Origin of the sequence: Schaalia suimastitidis DSM 15538 (genome assembly GCF_000429105.1) — a bacterium.
Classification (GTDB): domain Bacteria; phylum Actinomycetota; class Actinomycetes; order Actinomycetales; family Actinomycetaceae; genus Pauljensenia; species Pauljensenia suimastitidis.
Window position 1 is genome coordinate 15,540 of sequence record NZ_KE386848.1, and the last position, 16,818, is coordinate 32,357.

Sequence of the window (16,818 nt, forward strand, 5' to 3'; positions counted from 1 at the left end):
CCCACGCACTCATTTTCGAGATATCTGACGATCGGAAGTGCAGACAGTGCGATGAGTAAGCAACCGAACCTGGATCAGCAGCCTTGTCGGCGCATTCAGATGCTCCGCGTGCGAGACGTGTGGCGAATAAGCATGAGATATTGCTCCTGCTTCCACTGCATGCCAACACCGCTGGACTGCCAAGAATTGGTCAAAATGGTGGTCATTTTATCCAAACATCACCTCTTTTCGCGTAAAATAACTCAGGTGCGTACTTTCTGATCTCTCATCAGCAAGGATGAGAGAAAGACGCCCAATCCCATCCGGAGTACAACACAGCATGTGTAGAAAACTAGGAGCGCTACTCGCAGCATGCGCGATGGTTATGGCGGCTAATTTTGCCGTAGCACCACTGGCTTATGCTGACGACTTGCCTCAAGCCCCCACACTCGTCATGACCCCTGCAACCTGCGACGCAAAAGTGAATACCCTTACACTGTCGGGCCTTACAGGTGTGACCGCAGACAGCAACTACCGTTTTGTTTTGTCGCTCAACGACCAAGTGGTCAAGCAGTTGAATACTGCCGAGCGCGCACAGCTACTTCAAGGATCCATCACCGCTGAAGACCTTGGTGTCGGATCTGCTGCCGCCCCTTATGGTTCCAAAGTCACTGTTCAAACCTATTGGTTCGACAAGGAGAAGACAAAGGACCAGGCGCTGTGGCAGACCGTGAACTTCGCGGCCGGTCCTGCGCTAGTACGGGCTATTCCACTTGGTGCGCCGGTGAGCGCCACCTTGGTTGATCCCGCCACGTTGAATTGTCCAACTGCCCCTGCTGCAACCCTTCCTGCGACCCCAGATTTCACGCTACATGCAGCAACCTGCGGTGCTGACACCAATAAGAATCGAATCACCGTCACACCTGCACAGGTACGTGATGGCTACCGTTTCGTTGTGTCCATGGGAACCCACGCCGTTTCCATGCGCGATGAATTCCGCGCACAATTGTGGACCAATGGTTCGCTCGCATTGGAAGATGTCCTTGCTAGCTACCCAGGTGTGACCCCCGCCTATGGAGAGCAAGTGACTGTGCAAGCCTACTGGTTCGACAAAGACCAGGTATTTGATGCTGCGCAATACGACACCGCGCTTGCCTTGTCTGCAGGCAGCTCCGCACGCTTCATTAAACTTGGCGACGCCAAGACGGTGACCATTGCCGACCCGGCGAAGACCTGCCCTGCCACCGCCCCGACTAATGACGACAATGACTCTGCGTCAACGACAACACCAGTGGCGACTACGCCGAAGTCTGTTGCTAAACCGCAGGTCACAGCAAAAGCGAATCTGCGTCTGGCAAAGACAGGTCTGACCGATAGCGGTGCCATTGGTGCCGTACTGCTCCTCGTGGGCGCAGGTGCGGTTGCGATTGCTTCAAGGAAAGATGCGCGCCGCTAAGGCGAAGCGCTTTTGGGCGTGAGTTCCTCCCAACGATTGGGGGCCAGGAATCTTTGATTCCTGGCCCCCACAGTTTTCAACACCGAGCAGATCTGGGGTTAAAGGACAAAACGTGTTGGTTTTGTCCTTTAACCCCAGATCTGAATGCGTCATGCCCGTTCCGCCAAAAGGAAAGCACCCTCGTGTCTTTCCGAGGATGCGCATCCGATGCTGCAACAGCCCTTTGCCTATCACCCAGCCACGTCTTCAGTGGCTGGACGGGCCATTAACGCTCGTAGGACGAAAGGGCGTCGCTGGCAAAGGCCTGTGCAAGCGCATCTGCCTTCGCCTCGTCAATGAAAACAACGGACTGCCCGTCGACCACGCCGCTGCCGCTTACAGGGAACGTCAACGACACCAACGCTGATGCCTCAAGCGAGGACAATGTTGAGGCAAGTTCTGTTGCTTGCGCCAGGGTGAAGGAATCATCTATAGCAATATGCTGGCTCAATGACTGCGCAAAAGCGGTCAGAGACGACAACTGCCCAGGATTGGCATGATCACGCATACCGGTCAGCAAACCTTTGAGGAAGGCTTGCTGGTTACGTACCCGCTGAAAATCGTTGTCAGGGAAGGCATAACGTTCGCGAACATAGGCAAGTGCAGCGTCACCACTGACGGTGATCGTCCCTTGCTTAAACTGGTAGACCTGCGGGAACTCCGGCGATGGTGTGGTAGAAAAGGCGATGGGGTTATCAAGGGTGACGCCGCCTAATGCATTGGTCATCTCTTTGAAACCTTGGAAATCAACCAGTGCTACGTGATCAATACGCGTGTTGATCAGGCCCTCGACGGTACGAGTTAACAGAGCTGTTCCCCCGTAAGACATTGCAGCGTTGATCTTATTCATTCCGTATCCGGGCACCTCCACCCACATATCACGCATAATTGAAACTATCTCGATATGTTGGCGGTCACCAGAAATGTGCACGACAAGTATGGCGTCGGCACGTGCTCCCACTGAATCGAGCAGAGTCTCATCGCTGGCGCGCGTATCGGAACCCAACAGCAATATATTTAATGGCGCTTCTTGCCCAGGTTTTGCAGTAGCAGCCTGAGGTCGGTCAGCATAATCCTCAAATACGGTGCTGGCCTGAATGGTCTCAATCTTGCCGAAGGTCGTGTGATACAGCCACGCCACACCACTAAGGGCGCCAACAAGGAACACAACGAGCATGGCAATGATGATCCGATCAGCACGCCTGAGGCCGCGTTTACTGGGGCGAGCCGTCACGGTGGGCTCAGGTGAATCATCGTTGGAGGGTTTTTCACGGGTTGACATCAGAGGTGATCTTATTTCGTTGGAGTATCAGTATGCCTTTAATACTAAGAGCTTGATGCTCATGGCGAAAACTGGGTGATATTAAGTAAGGCGGAGTCGACCGCACAGTGGACGAATAATCAGTCCGGTGCCTGCGCCAGTGAGAATGGAGCCATGACGACACTGAACCTTGCAGTAATTCCTGGCGACGGCATTGGCAAAGAAGTTGTGCCTGAAGGCCTCAAAGTGCTTGCCCGAGCATTAGAAGGCACCGATATTACCGTGGAAACCACCCATTATGATCTGGGAGCTGAGCGCTGGCACCGCACCGGTGACACTCTCACAGACGCTGACCTTGAAGCATTGAAAGGTCACGACGCCATCCTTCTGGGTGCAGTGGGTGATCCGAGTGTGCCGTCAGGCGTGCTTGAACGGGGTTTGTTACTGCGCTTACGTTTCGCTCTCGATCATTACGTGAATCTGCGTCCTTCAAAGTACTACCCGGGGGTGCCCAGTCCTCTGGCACACCCGGGCGAGATTGATTTTGTTGTGGTACGCGAAGGCACTGAAGGCCTGTATTGCGGTAACGGTGGCTCGGTTCGTCAAGGTACCCCGCAGGAAATTGCCAACGAAGTGTCGGTGAATACCGCTTTTGGTGTCGAACGTGTGGTTCGTTATGCCTTCGAGAAAGCGCAGTCACGTCCGGCAAAACACCTGACCTTGGTGCATAAGCACAATGTTTTGGTTCATGCGGGTGGTCTGTGGGCGCGCCTGGTCGATGCGGTAGGTGCCGAGTATCCGCAGGTGCGTGTGGACTACTGCCATATTGATGCTGCAACCATCTATATGGTGACTGACCCGCAACGCTTTGATGTGATCGTCACCGATAATCTTTTTGGGGATATCCTCACTGACGAGGCCGGGGCAGTGACCGGGGGAATCGGCCTGGCTGCTTCGGGCAATGTCAACCCCGAAGGGGCATATCCCTCAATGTTTGAACCTGTCCATGGATCAGCCCCCGACATCGCTGGTCAAGGCAAAGCTGATCCTACTGCCACGATCTCCTCGGTGGCCCTCATGCTGGACCATTTGGGGTATGCGGACGCATCGGCAAAGATTGAGGCGGCAATCGAGGCGGATATGCGTGCGCGGGCCGAGGCGGCGGCAGCGGGGGTGCCAATGCTGCGTTCTACCAGCGAAATTGGCGACGCCATTGCGGCGTTGCTGTGAGTATTTCGTTAAGGAAACTCCTTTGGTGCCGAAGTGATGTGTCGCCAGAGTCGTCGAAACTGTGGTCAGCGTTGCCGCTGGGCAGTGAGAGCGGGGTACGTGACCGCAGGGCTTTACCGCAGCTTCTGTGACCGCAGCGGATGATCGCGGGATGTCTGTGAGCCATGTGTGGGCCCGAATATGGGTCACATAACGGAAGGCCTCAGGTTCGAGTGAATCTGGGGCCTATCCTTTACCTACACCACCGTGTTTTCAGGAGGATCCCATGACGCCAAACGGCCACGTGACTACTGCGCTAGAAGACGCTGCTGCCCAGCCGATCAGCCCGGCCGATGACGTGGCGTTACGTTTTCCCGTCACACGTAATCCCAATGCAGCTAGTGACGCGAAACATCAGGCGATTATGGGCAACCTCGGTTTCGGCAAAGTATTTACCGACCATATGGCGCATATGCGGTACACCGAAGGACAAGGGTGGCATAGTCGTGAGGTTGTGGCCTACCAAGACCTTCAGCTGTCGCCCGCTGCCGCTGTTTTTCACTACGGGCAGGCGATATTCGAAGGTATTAAAGCGTATCGTCACGCAGATGGATCGGTGTGGACCTTCCGACCGGGTTTCAATGCGGCTCGACTGAATCATTCGGCGTGGCGATTGGCTATGCCGCAAATGGATCGACATGACTTTGTGGGTTCGCTGGCCGCTCTTGTGCGTGCTGATGAACGCTGGGTTCCGAGTGGTGACGGTGAGTCGCTGTATCTGCGCCCATTTGTTATTGCCTCTGAGGCATTCCTTGGTGTCCACGCAGCACATCAGTTGGATTACTACGTGATTGCGTCGCCGTCGGGACGCTATTTCTCAGGTGGCGTCACTGGCGTATCCATTTGGGTAGTGAAAGGTTTCCACCGGGCAGGTCCAGGTGGTACTGGTACAGCGAAGGCCGGAGGTAATTACGCTGCGTCGCTCATGCCGCAGATGGAGGCCGCTGCCCGCGGTTTTGATCAGATCTGCTTCCTGGATACCTACGAGGAGAGATACCTTGAAGAGCTCGGCGGCATGAATACCTTCGTAGTGATGGCTGATGGTACGGTGCGCACGCCAGAGTTGTCAGGGGTAATCCTCGAAGGTGGTACGCGGTCAGCTATTTGTCGCCTTTTGCGTGAGGCGGGCGTGCAGGTCCGGGAAGAAAAGATTGCCATTGACGAGGTGGTGGCAGGGATCGCTTCAGGCGACGTTGCTGAGCTCTTTGCCTGTGGGACAGCTGCGGTGGTCACGCCGATTACTCGCCTGGCTGGTGATGATTTTGATGTGAGTCTGCCGGTGGGGGAACGAACCCTTGACGTTTTGCGTGACCTCACCGATATACAGACCGGTCGCGCAGCAGATCCCTATGGGTGGATGTATCGTCTGGTCTAAGGCGCTGGCACTGCTGTCTGACGTGCGTATTTCACGTTAGGCGGGAGTTTTCCTCATACGAGATGACAAAGTGTAATAAAAGGGATTAGGCTTACCTAAGATAACAAGGGGAGGCCTTCTTCTATGTCGATGTCCACTCGCATCGCCATCGCATTCAGCTGGGGAACAACCATTGCAATTGCCGCAACATATCTTCTCATCGGTAACGCAACGGACCGCATCCTTCGAGGCGATAATCCGACAGGCATATTCTTAGCTGCCTGCACTGCGGCACTCATCAGCGCACTATGTGCGCTCGCCGCGCTCCTGCATGCCACACGCCGCCTCACACGACACGAAGGGCGCCTCCGCCACACGCTCCTGTCACATATCTTTGCCCTTGGCGTAGCCCAGCGCACCAAAGAACGGACAGGCCGCCTCGTCAATTCCATGACCGACGGTGTGGAACGCAATAGCGCCCACACCGCCACCTTCAAAGACCCAATGACCGCCTCCCTGTTGACGCCACTGGTCATCGTCATCCTCATCGCAGCAGTGATCGACTGGCCCAGCGCCTTACTCCTGGCGATCTCAATCCCACTTGTTCCTGCCTCAGTCATCGCCTTCAATCGCGCCTTCAAAACGGTGTCAAATAAATACCGCGCTGCCTCCCGTGCACTAGCAGCCCAGGAACTCGACGCCATACAAGGCCTCTCTGCTCTTGTACGAATGAATGCCGGTGGGCGCATGAGCCGCATACTGGCCGACGCTGCCGAAGACGTTCGCACCAAGGTCATGCGTTACCTTGCAGGCAACCAAATTGTCCTCTTCGTTGTTGACTCAGTCTTCTCTCTTGGTATGATCACCGCAGCCCTCGGCCTCGCACTGTGGCGGATGAGCACCGGAGCGATCACACCAGGACAAGCGCTGTCACTGCTCCTCCTCGCCTCCCTCATGCTTGACCCGCTTGACCGGATCGGACAATTCTTTTACATCGGGATGGGCGGTATGGCAGCAGGCCGCGAAATCCGCACAATCCTCGCCGAAAAACCCACTGTCACCGACCGTCAAGGTGTGCATACACCCCAGAGTAGCCATGACGCCGGTACCGTTCGCCTTCAAGGCGTGGGCTTTGCGTGGCACGATGACACTCCGCTACTTCGCGACATCAACCTGCACGTGACACGCGGGCAAAGCCTCGTCATCACCGGTGCCTCAGGAGCAGGAAAATCCACATTATCGGCGCTCATCCAAGGTCACTGCCGACCCCACAGCGGCAGCGTATTCATCGAAGGGCACGACCTAGGCGACGTTCCACTGGAATGGGCACGCAGTCGCATCAGCGTCGTCGAACAACACACCTACCTCTTCACCGGCACACTCGCTGACAACCTTCGTATTGCGAACCACGATGCCACCGACGAGGCATTGCACGAGGCAATCGCCGCCGCACACCTCGGCGACCTCCTGGAACGCCTACCACAAGGACTCAACACACGACTTGGACAACGAGGCATGGCACTATCAGGCGGTGAGGCACAACGCGTTGCCCTGGCCCGGGCACTGCTCAAAGATGCGCCTATCCTGCTCCTTGACGAACCAACCGCACACGTGGATCTTCATTCAGAAAAGCTCATCCTCGATACTCTTCACACACTCCATGGACGCTATACCACGGTGATTATCTCGCACCGTGATGCCACCATTGCCCACGCGCACCGCCGCACAACCCTCACTGATGGAATACTCCTATGAGCGCCATGCCAATGACTCGCCGTGATCTTGCTCGTCACCTTTTGCGCGTGGCGCGGCCAGTGCTTCCACCGTTGGGGATCTCCCTCATCGCCCGCTGTGTTGCCCTTAGCCTTGGCATCGCCATGTACGGCCTTGCCGCATGGCAAATCCTGGCGCACGCCACCCAATCCCAAGTGGCAATGCCGGTGTGGCACGTGCTGTGGCTGATGGTGGCGATGGCGCTTGGCAAAGCTTTCGCCCGCTACCTTGAACAATTCGCGGGACATTGGGTTGCCTTCCGTTCGCTAGCATTGCTGCGCAATTACTTCTTTGATCGTCTTGAACCGCAAGCCCCAGCATTTACCGAAATGACTAAGGCCGGTGACCTTCTTTCGCGCGTGACCAAAGATGTCGACCGCATTGAAGTATTTTTCGCCCACACACTGGTGCCAATCACCAGTGCCTTCATTGTTCCGAGCATCGCATTGGGATGGATAGCAACCGTGTCACCATCCACCGCGATGCTGCTCGTTCCCTTCGTCCTACTTGTGGGCGCCGCAGTGCCGCTGCTTGGAGGTAAAGCCAGCGAAAAAGCAGCAACAGCATTACGTGCCCAGCGTGGACAGCTGTCCCACCATGTCGCAGACTCGGTTCAAGGTATTCGGGAAGTGCTCGCCTTTGCGGCACAACCGCATCGCCATCGAGAAATGGGTGCCATCGAAGAAAAAATTGCCCGCAATCAGGTCATAATGGGCCGTTGGGTAGCCATGCGGCGTGCATGTAATCAATTCTTCGTCGCAGCTGCCCTGATCGCCGTGGCGTGGAGCGTTGGAGTGGAGGTGGCAGCTGACCGCCTCGATGCTGCCACCCTTGGCCTTCTTGTGGGGGTCACCTTGGGCCTATTCGCCCCGCTCCTTGCCGTCGAAGATTTCGCTGTCGATCTTGATCAAGCATGGGCTTCAGCTCGGCGGGTATTCGAAGTGACCGAGCGTGAACCATTGGTGGATGATCGTGCGTCACATTGGGACAGTGCGAACTGTGATGGTTCGCAGTCCCTGTCGATGACCAACGTGTCTTTCACCTACCCCACAAGCCCCAGCGATCACGATGCCACGCGGCCCCAGGTACTTCACGACGTCACCGTCGACATTCCCGCGGGCAAAACGACAGCAATCGTGGGCGCATCCGGTTCAGGGAAATCCACACTTGCCGCCTTACTTGGGCGCACATGGGATCCCAGCACGGGGATGATCACACTGGGACAGACCCCACTGTCTCATATCCTACTGAAGCATCTGCGCCACCTTGTGGCCTTCGCACCCCAGCGTCCGCACCTATTCAATATGAGTGTGCGAGAAAACCTTCTCCTCGCCCAGCCAGATGCCAGCGACGAGGAACTCTACGCCGTACTTGACGCGATGGCACTTGGTGAATGGATCGCAAGCGAAAAAGATGGCCTTGACACCAAGATTGGCGAAATGGGGGAGCGGCTGTCCGGTGGACAAAGACAACGGCTGGCACTGGCGCGCACTCTCCTTCGCGGCAGTCCCATCCTCATCCTTGACGAGGCGACCAGCCAGGTGGATGCGCATACAGAAGCCCGTATCATGGCGGGCCTCGAGCGCCTTCACAAAGGCACGCTGGTCCTCGTCGCACACCGCATCAGCACGGTACGGCAAGCCGATCAAATTATCGTCATGGATGCCGGGCATGTGGTCGAATGTGGAACGTGGGAGACATTGATGGAAAAAGGCGGTGCCTTCGCTGCTCTTGCCGCCCGCGAGGACGAAGCCCTGGCCAAATAGATACTGCTACTGGTTCAGTATTCGTCGACGCAGTACGCATGGCACACGCCTGGCGTAGTCCGAAGGGCACTATTCTTCGTGGGCGCGTGGCGGAGCATCACCGCCCACTCACAGCCACCGCAAACACGCAGCGGAAAACCCAGCCTGCACAACCTAACGTGCGGCTTTGGAGGTAGCGTCCGCAAGAGCAACGGCGTCAAGGAGGCGTCGCACCGAAGCCACACGGTGTGCACGCAGCCCCTGCTCGGCCTCGTCAATTGCCTCAAAGGGTGCCTGACCGTGCCGCCACAGGTCAAGCGCGCAGGAAACCTCGTCGGCGCGGTGAGTACATAGTGGCAGACACCAGGAGGTAGCGTCAGCAACCTCAGGAAAGACACCAAGTACATCGTCAACATCCACATGGCCAAGACCGAAGGAACGCACCCCAGGTGTATCGACAATCCAGCCGCCCTGCGGAAGTTCAAAAGCCTCAGACGACGTGGAAGTGTGCCTACCGCGACCCGTGACTTCGTTAACGTGGCCAACCGCGCGGTCAGCATGAGGGACAAGTGCGTTAATGAGTGTTGACTTGCCCACCCCAGAATGGCCGACTAACACCGAAAAATGGCCTTGGAGAACGTTTTGCACTTGCTCAATACCTGTTTGGGCACCCTGGTGATCAGCACCCAACGAGGTCACAACAATGGGAAGGTTAAAGTCGGCGTAGGCATCGTGCAGCGGCTGCGGATCCCCTAAATCAGCTTTCGTTAAACACAACAGCGGCTGCATCTTGGCTTCGTAGGCTGCAACTAAACAGCGGTCAATCATACCGGTACGGGGAGGAGGGTCGGCCAGAGCTGTCACAATCACCATGATGTCGCAGTTGGCAACGATAGCCTTTTCTCCCCGCTGGTCGGGAGCATCCTCAAGGCTTCGACGCAATGTCGACACACGTTCGTCAACGGCGACTATCCTGCCGAGGGTGTCAACGCGGCCCGACAGATCACCTGTAAGACGAACACGGTCACCCATAATGACACTGCCACGACCCAACTCGCGTGCCCGCACTGCCTGTAGGCGTGTGCCATCGTCAAGGACCACGCCATAACGACCACGGTCGATTGCCACCACACGGCCTAAGGGCTTCATTGACCAGTCTGGTCGATTCTTGGTGCGCGGCCGCGACGACTTTGCGGCGCGTACACGCACCCGAGGGTCGTCGGTGCCAATATCGCGTCCCACTTAGCGTCCCCCTTCTACCTGCCCGGCGTGGCGCGTCGGTGCGGCTTCGTGCGTTGGTGCTGCCAGCATGGTGTGCCACATGTGAGCAAAATTGGGCAACGTCTTTGACGTGGTGCCAATATTTTCCACTTCAATATCGGGCACACCCAGGCCCACAATGGCGGCGAAGGTCGCCATGCGGTGATCCTCATAGGTCGCAAGCCGTGTCCCCTTTAGCGGACGCGGAATAATCCGTATCCCGTCAGGACGTTCTGTTGCATCGCCACCAAGTCGACGAATTTGCTCCACAAGGGCAGCCAGACGATCCGTTTCATGCCCGCGCAGATGCGCCACCCCAACAATCGTTGACGGTGTGCGCGCAAAAAGAAGGAGCGCAGCTAACGTTGGCGTGAGCTCACCCACAGCTGATAGATCAATGTCGATACCGTCGTACATTCCCTGTCCGGGACCTTGAAGGTGCAGGCCAGCCTCGTCCACCGTGATCGTGGCACCCAAACGGGGAAGAATCCTTCGCCACGCATCACCTGCTTGAGTGGTGTGCTCAGGCCACGCTGGGATGGTGACCCTTCCGCCACTGAGATGTGCGGCTGCAAGGAACGGGCCAGCATTGGATAAATCAGGCTCAATATGCTCGTGGAGCGCATTGATACGCGCGGGCGTGACAGACCATTGAAGGCGCCCTTCATGGCGCGACTGGATGACCTTGACACCTCGGCGCTGCAAGGCATCCACCGTCATTTCAATATGGGGGAGTGAAACCACCTCACCTGCAGCACGAAGCGTCAGCGGTTCGTTAAAGGCAGGAGCAAACATCAGCAATGCAGACACAAATTGTGACGAGGCGGCCGCATCCACTTCCAGTACGCCCCCAGGTGGCGACTCAACTGGCCCGCAGATCGTAAAGGGAAGAAATCCTGGGGCACCGTCGTAGGTGATCTGCGCGCCGAGGCGCTCTAAAGCATCCAGCAAAGGGGCAAGTGGGCGGCGCCGAGCAGCTGGGTCACCATCAAAATGGACCTTATGCGTTGTTAATGTGGCAATAGGGGGAAGGAAACGCATGACGGTGCCCGCAAGGCCACAGTCGATGTGAATTGTCGCAGCATCAGTGTGGCTGCCACGCTCGGTGGAAACGCCAGGCTCGGTGAAATCCCTTTGGTTGCGCGACACTGCGATATACGGCAAAGGCTCCACGATGACATTTCCCGCGCCATCATCATTGACAGCACCACCAAGCATACGTAGCGCCTGGGCAAAAAGGCGTGTGTCGCGCGAATCAAGGACACCGGATAACCTCGAGGGCGCCTCGGCAAGGCTGGCTAATAGCAGGGCCCGCGCCGTCAGTGACTTCGACCCAGGGATGACAACGACTGCATCAATAGGTGTGGTGGCCAACGGTGCTGGCCACAGGTCGGTGCTCATGCGGACACAGGTGCGCCGACCTCGACACTGCGTTGGCGACGTTTCAATGCGCGCTGGTGGCGGTCATTGAGGCGCCACAATGCAGAGGGTTTACCCTGCCGATCTGTTGACGCCAGTAACATTGCGCCCACAAGCGCGCCTCGCAACCGCAATTGACTGCGGTGACGCGCTTTTTCTTCACCTGTGCGCGCGGTCCACACCGGTGCATTCACCAGCGCAATCGGCGCAGCAGCGCAAGCGAGTATGGCCGCATTAGTACGCGGTGACTTGCCAACGGCAAATGCGACAGCGCTCAGCAGCGTGAAGCCGCCGAGGATACGCGTGGCAACCTCGAGGGTGGAATCGTCAAGTTCACCGACGTAGGGAAGATCATCCAGATCGACGCCGGTGGCATGGATACGGTCCACATGTGTGCGAGGGTGACGCAACGCATCCCATCCCTCGACAATGAACGGAGCAGCAAGGAGAGGGCGAGCAACAGCGCGAAGCAAATTCATGTGTCTATTGTCGGTCCTTTTGCATGCTTCCACTACTTTTTCATGTGGTGTGTGTCCCGCGTCGTGGTTTTGGCTTGGATTCACAGGGCAGTGTGTGGTTAACTGGCACAGTTAAGTCAGTACTTTCAAGGAGATTGAGATGTCGAAGAGGGGCCGCAAGCGTCGCGACCGTCGCAAGAATAAAGCCAACCACGGCAAGCGTCCAAACGCCTGAGTCGTGCTAATGCCCGGTGAACCACTCACCGGGCATTAGCATGTCGCAGCACCATAACAACACTTCAACGGTGAAGTAACGGCGCGAATCGCGCGAAGCTTATTCCACCGCCTCAGCACCACTCCACTCATACCACCCACGGTGAAGAACCAGCCAGGTGATGAGCGCATAGCCTGCCTGGCCCGGCAGCGTCGCCCCATAGGCGGACCGTGCCCGCGAGGCAGCCATATCCTCAAACCATTGATCGTGCGCCACCAAAGGGGTAAAGGCATCAACAAATGGCAGTGCACGACGTTCACATACTTGCGCACATGCATCGGTGATATGTCTGAGTTGCCCGTGGTCAACGCCCGCCAGCGGCGGCGGCCCCACAACAAAACTCGGGATGCCAAGAGAGGTAGCCCGATCAAGGATATTGGCAAGGTTAAGGCGACTGCGTGCGGTCGATAGGCCGGAAGGTACATCAGCAGTGCCAATCGAGACCACCAGCGCACGCCGAGTATCAGTGCCGAGGCGACGCATCACCTCGTCCTCCCAACGCATAGCCAAAGCGCCGCTATTCTCACCCGGCACCGCAAGGGGCATCACCGTGGCAGGCTCGTCGAAGGTACTGCGCGCCACCACACGGCCTACCCAGCCTAAACCGCGCGGGTCACCGGTACCTGCAACAAGTTCATCGCCGACAACACAGATACGCATGGAATCTCCTCCCTTGCGTTAAGCCTACTGCCTCAGCGTGCGAAAGCTTGGTCAAGTAACGCCCGCAATTGCTGCTGGTGAAGCGCACCGCGTCCCGCAGCTGTTGTTGCAGACGCAGGTCGGCTCACTCGCCGCACCACCATGCCTAACGGAGCGAATAACTCTAATGCAAGGAAAGGCCACGGTCCCTGATTCGCGGGTTCGTCTTGGGCCCACACGATCTCGGCACCTGCAAAAGGCGCCAAAGCCTCGGCAAGCTCCTCGCACGGCAGCGGATAGAGTTGCTCAATACGGATAATGGCCGTGCGCGTATCCTCCCGCGCGCTCCGTTCCCGGACAAGGTCATAGTACAGCCGCCCAGAACACAACAACACGCGGTCCACATTTGGCCCAATCGTGGGGTTGACCTCGCCGTAAACAGGTTGGAAGGCGCCGCCAGTGAAATCCTCCACAGGCGAGGTCGCAGCAGACAGGCGCAACAACTGTTTAGGCGTAAACACGACCAAAGGTTTACGTGGCCGACGGTAGGCTTGCATACGCAGCATATGGAAATGATTGGCAGGCGTGGAAGGCTGCACCACCCACATATTGTCTTCGGCGCACAGCTGCAAATAGCGTTCAATGCGCCCAGAGGAATGGTCAGGCCCCTGCCCTTCATAACCGTGAGGTAACAGCATGACCACTGAAGAGCGTTGCCCCCATTTTTGCTCTGCGGAGCACACGAATTCGTCAATCACCGTTTGAGCCCCAATGGCGAAATCACCGAATTGAGCCTCCCACACGACAAGCGCATCGGGACGCTCAACCGAATAGCCGTATTCGAAGGCTAACACCGCATATTCTGATAGCGGCGAGTCAAGTATTGTGAAGGACGCCTGGTCGGTGGTGAGGAATTGAAGAGGCGTAAACTCACGGCCATCACGGTTGTCGTGAAGCACCGCATGGCGCTGCACGAAGGTGGCGCGCCTGGAATCTTGACCGGAGAAACGCACGGGTGTGCCTTCCATCAGCAAGGTCCCCAAGGCGAGCAACTCGCCAAAACCCCAGTCAATTGGTGCCTTACCCAGTGCCATCTCGGCACGTTTTTCGCACAACTGACGTATCTTCGGATGAGGCGTAAAGCCTTCGGGAAATGCAGTTTGGGCCTCGCCGATACGGCGGATATGTTCAATGGAGGCAGCGGAGGTCCAGCCGATCATCATGCCTTGGCCAGGTAATTGAGATTCAGGTATTTCCCACCCGGCTTCGTCAACGTCGATATGCGGCCGCCACCCGTGTTCTCGTGTTTCTTCCAGAATCGTGGTGAGCTGTCCCTCGTAGGCAGCCGCTAATTCACGGGCTTCGTCCTCGGTGAGTTGACCACGACCCACCAGGTTGCGAACATACACGGCCCGGGTTGAGGGGATACGGCCAATAAGGCCGTACATTACGGGCTGTGTCATCGACGGGTCGTCGCCCTCATTGTGCCCGCGTCTGCGGTAACACACCATGTCGATGATGACGTCTTTATGGAACTCATTGCGGTAGTCGATGGCGAGTTTAGCGACGCGTACCACCTGTTCAGGGTCGTCGGCGTTGACGTGCAAAATCGGTATTTGCAAACCTTTCGCCAAATCAGTGGGATAGCGTGTCGAACGCCCGGAGGTTGGGCCGGTGGTGAAGCCAATCTGGTTATTCACAATGACATGTATGGTGCCGCCTGTCTTATAGCCGACAAGCTGGCTGAGGTTCAAACATTCCTGGACGACGCCCTGCCCAATAAACGCGGCGTCACCATGGACCAAAATGGGGACCACAGGAAGATCGTTGTCACCTAACTCGTCCTGTTTGGCGCGGACAATTCCTTCTAGGACGCCGTTAGCCGCTTCAAGGTGCGACGGATTGGCTGCAAGGTAGACCTTCGTTGCCAGACCATCACCAAGGGTGAAGACGCCTTCCGTGCCCAGGTGGTATTTGACATCACCCGAGCCTTGGACTGTGCGGGGATCTTGATTACCTTCGAATTCAGAAAATATTTGCCCGTAGCTTTTCCCTGCCAGGTTCGCCAAAACATTCAGACGTCCGCGGTGCGCCATTGCGATGGCCACTTCGTGAAGGCCTTCGCGAGCGCATGTGGTAAGGATCTGGTCGAGCAGCGGGATCAAGGATTCGCCGCCTTCCAACGAGAAACGCTTTTGCCCCACATATTTTGTCTGCAAAAACTCTTCAAAGGCCTCGGCTCGTATCAGCGTATTGAGGATGTGGCGCTGTTCGGCGGGACTGGGTACTTCGTAGGGGCCTTCAATGCGGCGCTGAACCCACTGCCGTTGAGTGGGATCTTGTATGTGCATATACTCAATGCCGACGCTTCGCGTATAGGTATCACGCAGACGGTCAAGGATATCGCGCAGCAGCATCTTGTCTTCACCGCCGAAACCACCGGTGGGGAAGGGACGGTCGAGGTCCCACACGGACAGGCCGTATCGGCGCAGTGTCAAATCCGGGTGGCGGCGCACGCGGTAGGCTAAAGGATCAGTGTCGGCAGCCAAATGCCCACGAGAACGATACGCGTGTATTAACTCGACAATACGTGCCGGTTTCCCCTTTTCTCTCTCCGCGTCGTAGTCGTAGTCCGTTTCCCACAGGTAGGGTTCGTGGGGTATTTGCAAGGCAGTAAAGACACGATCGTAGAATCCGTCGCGTCCGGTGAGTTTCGTGGAAATCAGCCGTAGGAACTCACCTGAGGCAGCCCCCTGAATGACTCGATGGTCATAGGTGGAGGACATATACATGGTTTTGCCAATACCCATCGTTGCCATGCGTTGGGCAGGTAATCCCGCATAGGCCGCAGGGTAGTCCGTGGTGCCCACACCAATGATGAGCCCTTGCCCGTTCATCAGGCGCGGCACCGACGTTGTGGTTCCAAGGGTGCCCGGATTGGTCAGGGTGACGGTGAGGCCCCCAAAATCAGAGGAACCTAATTCTCCGTTTCTTGCTCGCTTCACCAAATCTTGGTAGGCGTCAACGAATTGCGTGAAGGTCATCATGTCGGCGCTGTGGATCACAGGCACCATCAGGGACCGGTTTCCTTTAGCGTCAGCGACATCAATGGCGAGGCCAAGTCCTACATGCGCCAGGTGTGTGATGGCGGGTTTATTGTCCACGTATTCGTAACGCACATTCATCTGCGGCATTTCACACAGTGCCTCCACCACTGCGTAGCCAATGAGGTGCGTGAAGGAGACTTTCCCGCCGACGGTGCGTGCCAGGTGCGAATTGATCAGGGCGCGATTTTCGATGAGTAATTTGGCGGGGATATCGCGCTGCGAGGTGGCAGTGGGTACCGCGAGGGAATCGTCCATATTACGCGCGGTGGCGCGGGCGATACCTTTGAGTGCGTCGGTGGAGTCCTCTAGTTGTGTGCGGCTGTTGAGTACGGAGGCGGTGTGGCCGTGCTGTTGGCGCGTATAGGGTGAGGTGGCTTCTGCAATACAGGCGGGAGGCGCTGGCGGCAGGTCTGAGCGGGTCACGCTTTCCACGTCAAGGCCGTGTGGGGTACGCGTGTGGGTGGGGCTATCGATAGACGAGGCGAGGGCCACCACCGGCTGCTCGGTGACGTCAGGTGTAGGCGGTGTAGGTGGCCGAGCGGTAGTTGGTGCGGCAGGAGGCGTGGGGGGGACGGCAGTGCGGATCTGCGACGGGCGTCGTTCCGCCTCGAAAAATTGTCGCCATGACTGATCAACCGACGTTGGGTCGGTTTCCCACTGCTGACGCATCCGTTCGACATACCATTTGTCATCGGTGGGGGTGTGCTCGATCGAAGTCACCGTTGTCCTCGCTTCCATGTGGCGATTGCCTACGAGGACCAAGTGTAGGCCCCTTTGGGACTAAA

At 57.2% G+C, this 16,818-nt stretch carries 12 protein-coding genes; 6 read left to right on the forward strand and 6 right to left on the reverse strand.

Annotation, left to right across the window (positions count from 1 at the left end; translation table 11 throughout):
* Nucleotides 1–433: 433 nt before the first annotated feature.
* Complete coding sequence (locus G438_RS0106985; RefSeq protein ID WP_205618423.1) at nt 434–1,435, forward strand: hypothetical protein; 1,002 nt, start codon at nt 434–436, stop codon at nt 1,433–1,435.
* A 265-nt stretch (nt 1,436–1,700) separates the two neighbouring features.
* Here the strand turns inward: G438_RS0106985 and G438_RS11330 are convergent, their stop codons facing one another.
* Entirely contained in the window at nt 1,701–2,756 is a 1,056-nt protein-coding gene (locus tag G438_RS11330) for an LCP family protein (protein WP_051259399.1), read from the reverse strand.
* Between the two features lie 153 nt (nt 2,757–2,909).
* Here G438_RS11330 and G438_RS0106995 point away from each other — a divergent pair, with 153 nt between their 5' ends.
* From G438_RS0106995 to cydC, 4 genes are all read left to right on the forward strand, one after another.
* Nucleotides 2,910–3,965, forward strand: a complete 1,056-nt coding sequence (locus tag G438_RS0106995) for a 3-isopropylmalate dehydrogenase (protein WP_026460698.1) — start codon at nt 2,910–2,912, stop codon at nt 3,963–3,965.
* A 265-nt stretch (nt 3,966–4,230) separates the two neighbouring features.
* Entirely contained in the window at nt 4,231–5,379 is a 1,149-nt protein-coding gene (locus tag G438_RS0107000) for a branched-chain amino acid aminotransferase (RefSeq protein ID WP_026460699.1), read from the forward strand.
* 123 nt (nt 5,380–5,502) lie between these two features.
* A complete protein-coding gene (locus G438_RS0107005; RefSeq protein ID WP_240471022.1) occupies nt 5,503–7,113 on the forward strand; it encodes an ABC transporter ATP-binding protein/permease in 1,611 nt (536 codons plus the stop codon).
* Nucleotides 7,110–8,897 (forward strand): thiol reductant ABC exporter subunit CydC, encoded by a 1,788-nt coding sequence (cydC, locus tag G438_RS0107010; protein ID WP_034285644.1) that lies wholly within the window; start codon nt 7,110–7,112, stop codon nt 8,895–8,897. The genes G438_RS0107005 and cydC overlap by 4 nt, the downstream gene beginning before the upstream one ends.
* 153 nt (nt 8,898–9,050) lie before the next feature.
* Here cydC and rsgA read toward each other — a convergent pair whose 3' ends face one another.
* Genes rsgA through G438_RS0107025 form a run of 3 tightly spaced genes read right to left on the reverse strand, consistent with a single transcriptional unit; the run spans nt 9,051 to nt 12,034 of the window.
* Nucleotides 9,051–10,118, reverse strand: a complete 1,068-nt coding sequence (gene rsgA, locus G438_RS0107015) for a ribosome small subunit-dependent GTPase A (RefSeq protein ID WP_026460702.1) — start codon at nt 10,116–10,118, stop codon at nt 9,051–9,053.
* Nucleotides 10,119–11,537 (reverse strand): 3-phosphoshikimate 1-carboxyvinyltransferase, encoded by a 1,419-nt coding sequence (gene aroA, locus G438_RS0107020; RefSeq protein ID WP_026460703.1) that lies wholly within the window; start codon nt 11,535–11,537, stop codon nt 10,119–10,121.
* On the reverse strand, nt 11,534–12,034 hold the full coding sequence (locus G438_RS0107025) for a hypothetical protein (protein ID WP_026460704.1): 501 nt from the start codon (nt 12,032–12,034) through the stop codon (nt 11,534–11,536). The genes aroA and G438_RS0107025 overlap by 4 nt, the downstream gene beginning before the upstream one ends.
* Nucleotides 12,035–12,173: 139 nt before the next feature.
* Here G438_RS0107025 and G438_RS12770 point away from each other — a divergent pair, with 139 nt between their 5' ends.
* Complete coding sequence (locus tag G438_RS12770) at nt 12,174–12,248, forward strand: 50S ribosomal protein bL37 (RefSeq protein ID WP_131245889.1); 75 nt, start codon at nt 12,174–12,176, stop codon at nt 12,246–12,248.
* Nucleotides 12,249–12,347: 99 nt separating this feature from the next.
* On the opposite strand, the gene G438_RS0107030 is transcribed toward G438_RS12770, so the two are convergent.
* Together G438_RS0107030 and G438_RS0107035 are read right to left on the reverse strand one after the other, a co-directional pair.
* Nucleotides 12,348–12,947: a GDSL-type esterase/lipase family protein gene (locus G438_RS0107030; RefSeq protein WP_026460705.1), complete on the reverse strand. Its 600-nt coding sequence runs from the start codon at nt 12,945–12,947 to the stop codon at nt 12,348–12,350.
* A 32-nt stretch (nt 12,948–12,979) separates the two neighbouring features.
* Complete coding sequence (locus G438_RS0107035; protein ID WP_051259400.1) at nt 12,980–16,771, reverse strand: multifunctional oxoglutarate decarboxylase/oxoglutarate dehydrogenase thiamine pyrophosphate-binding subunit/dihydrolipoyllysine-residue succinyltransferase subunit; 3,792 nt, start codon at nt 16,769–16,771, stop codon at nt 12,980–12,982.
* Between the last annotated feature and the right edge of the window lie 47 nt (nt 16,772–16,818).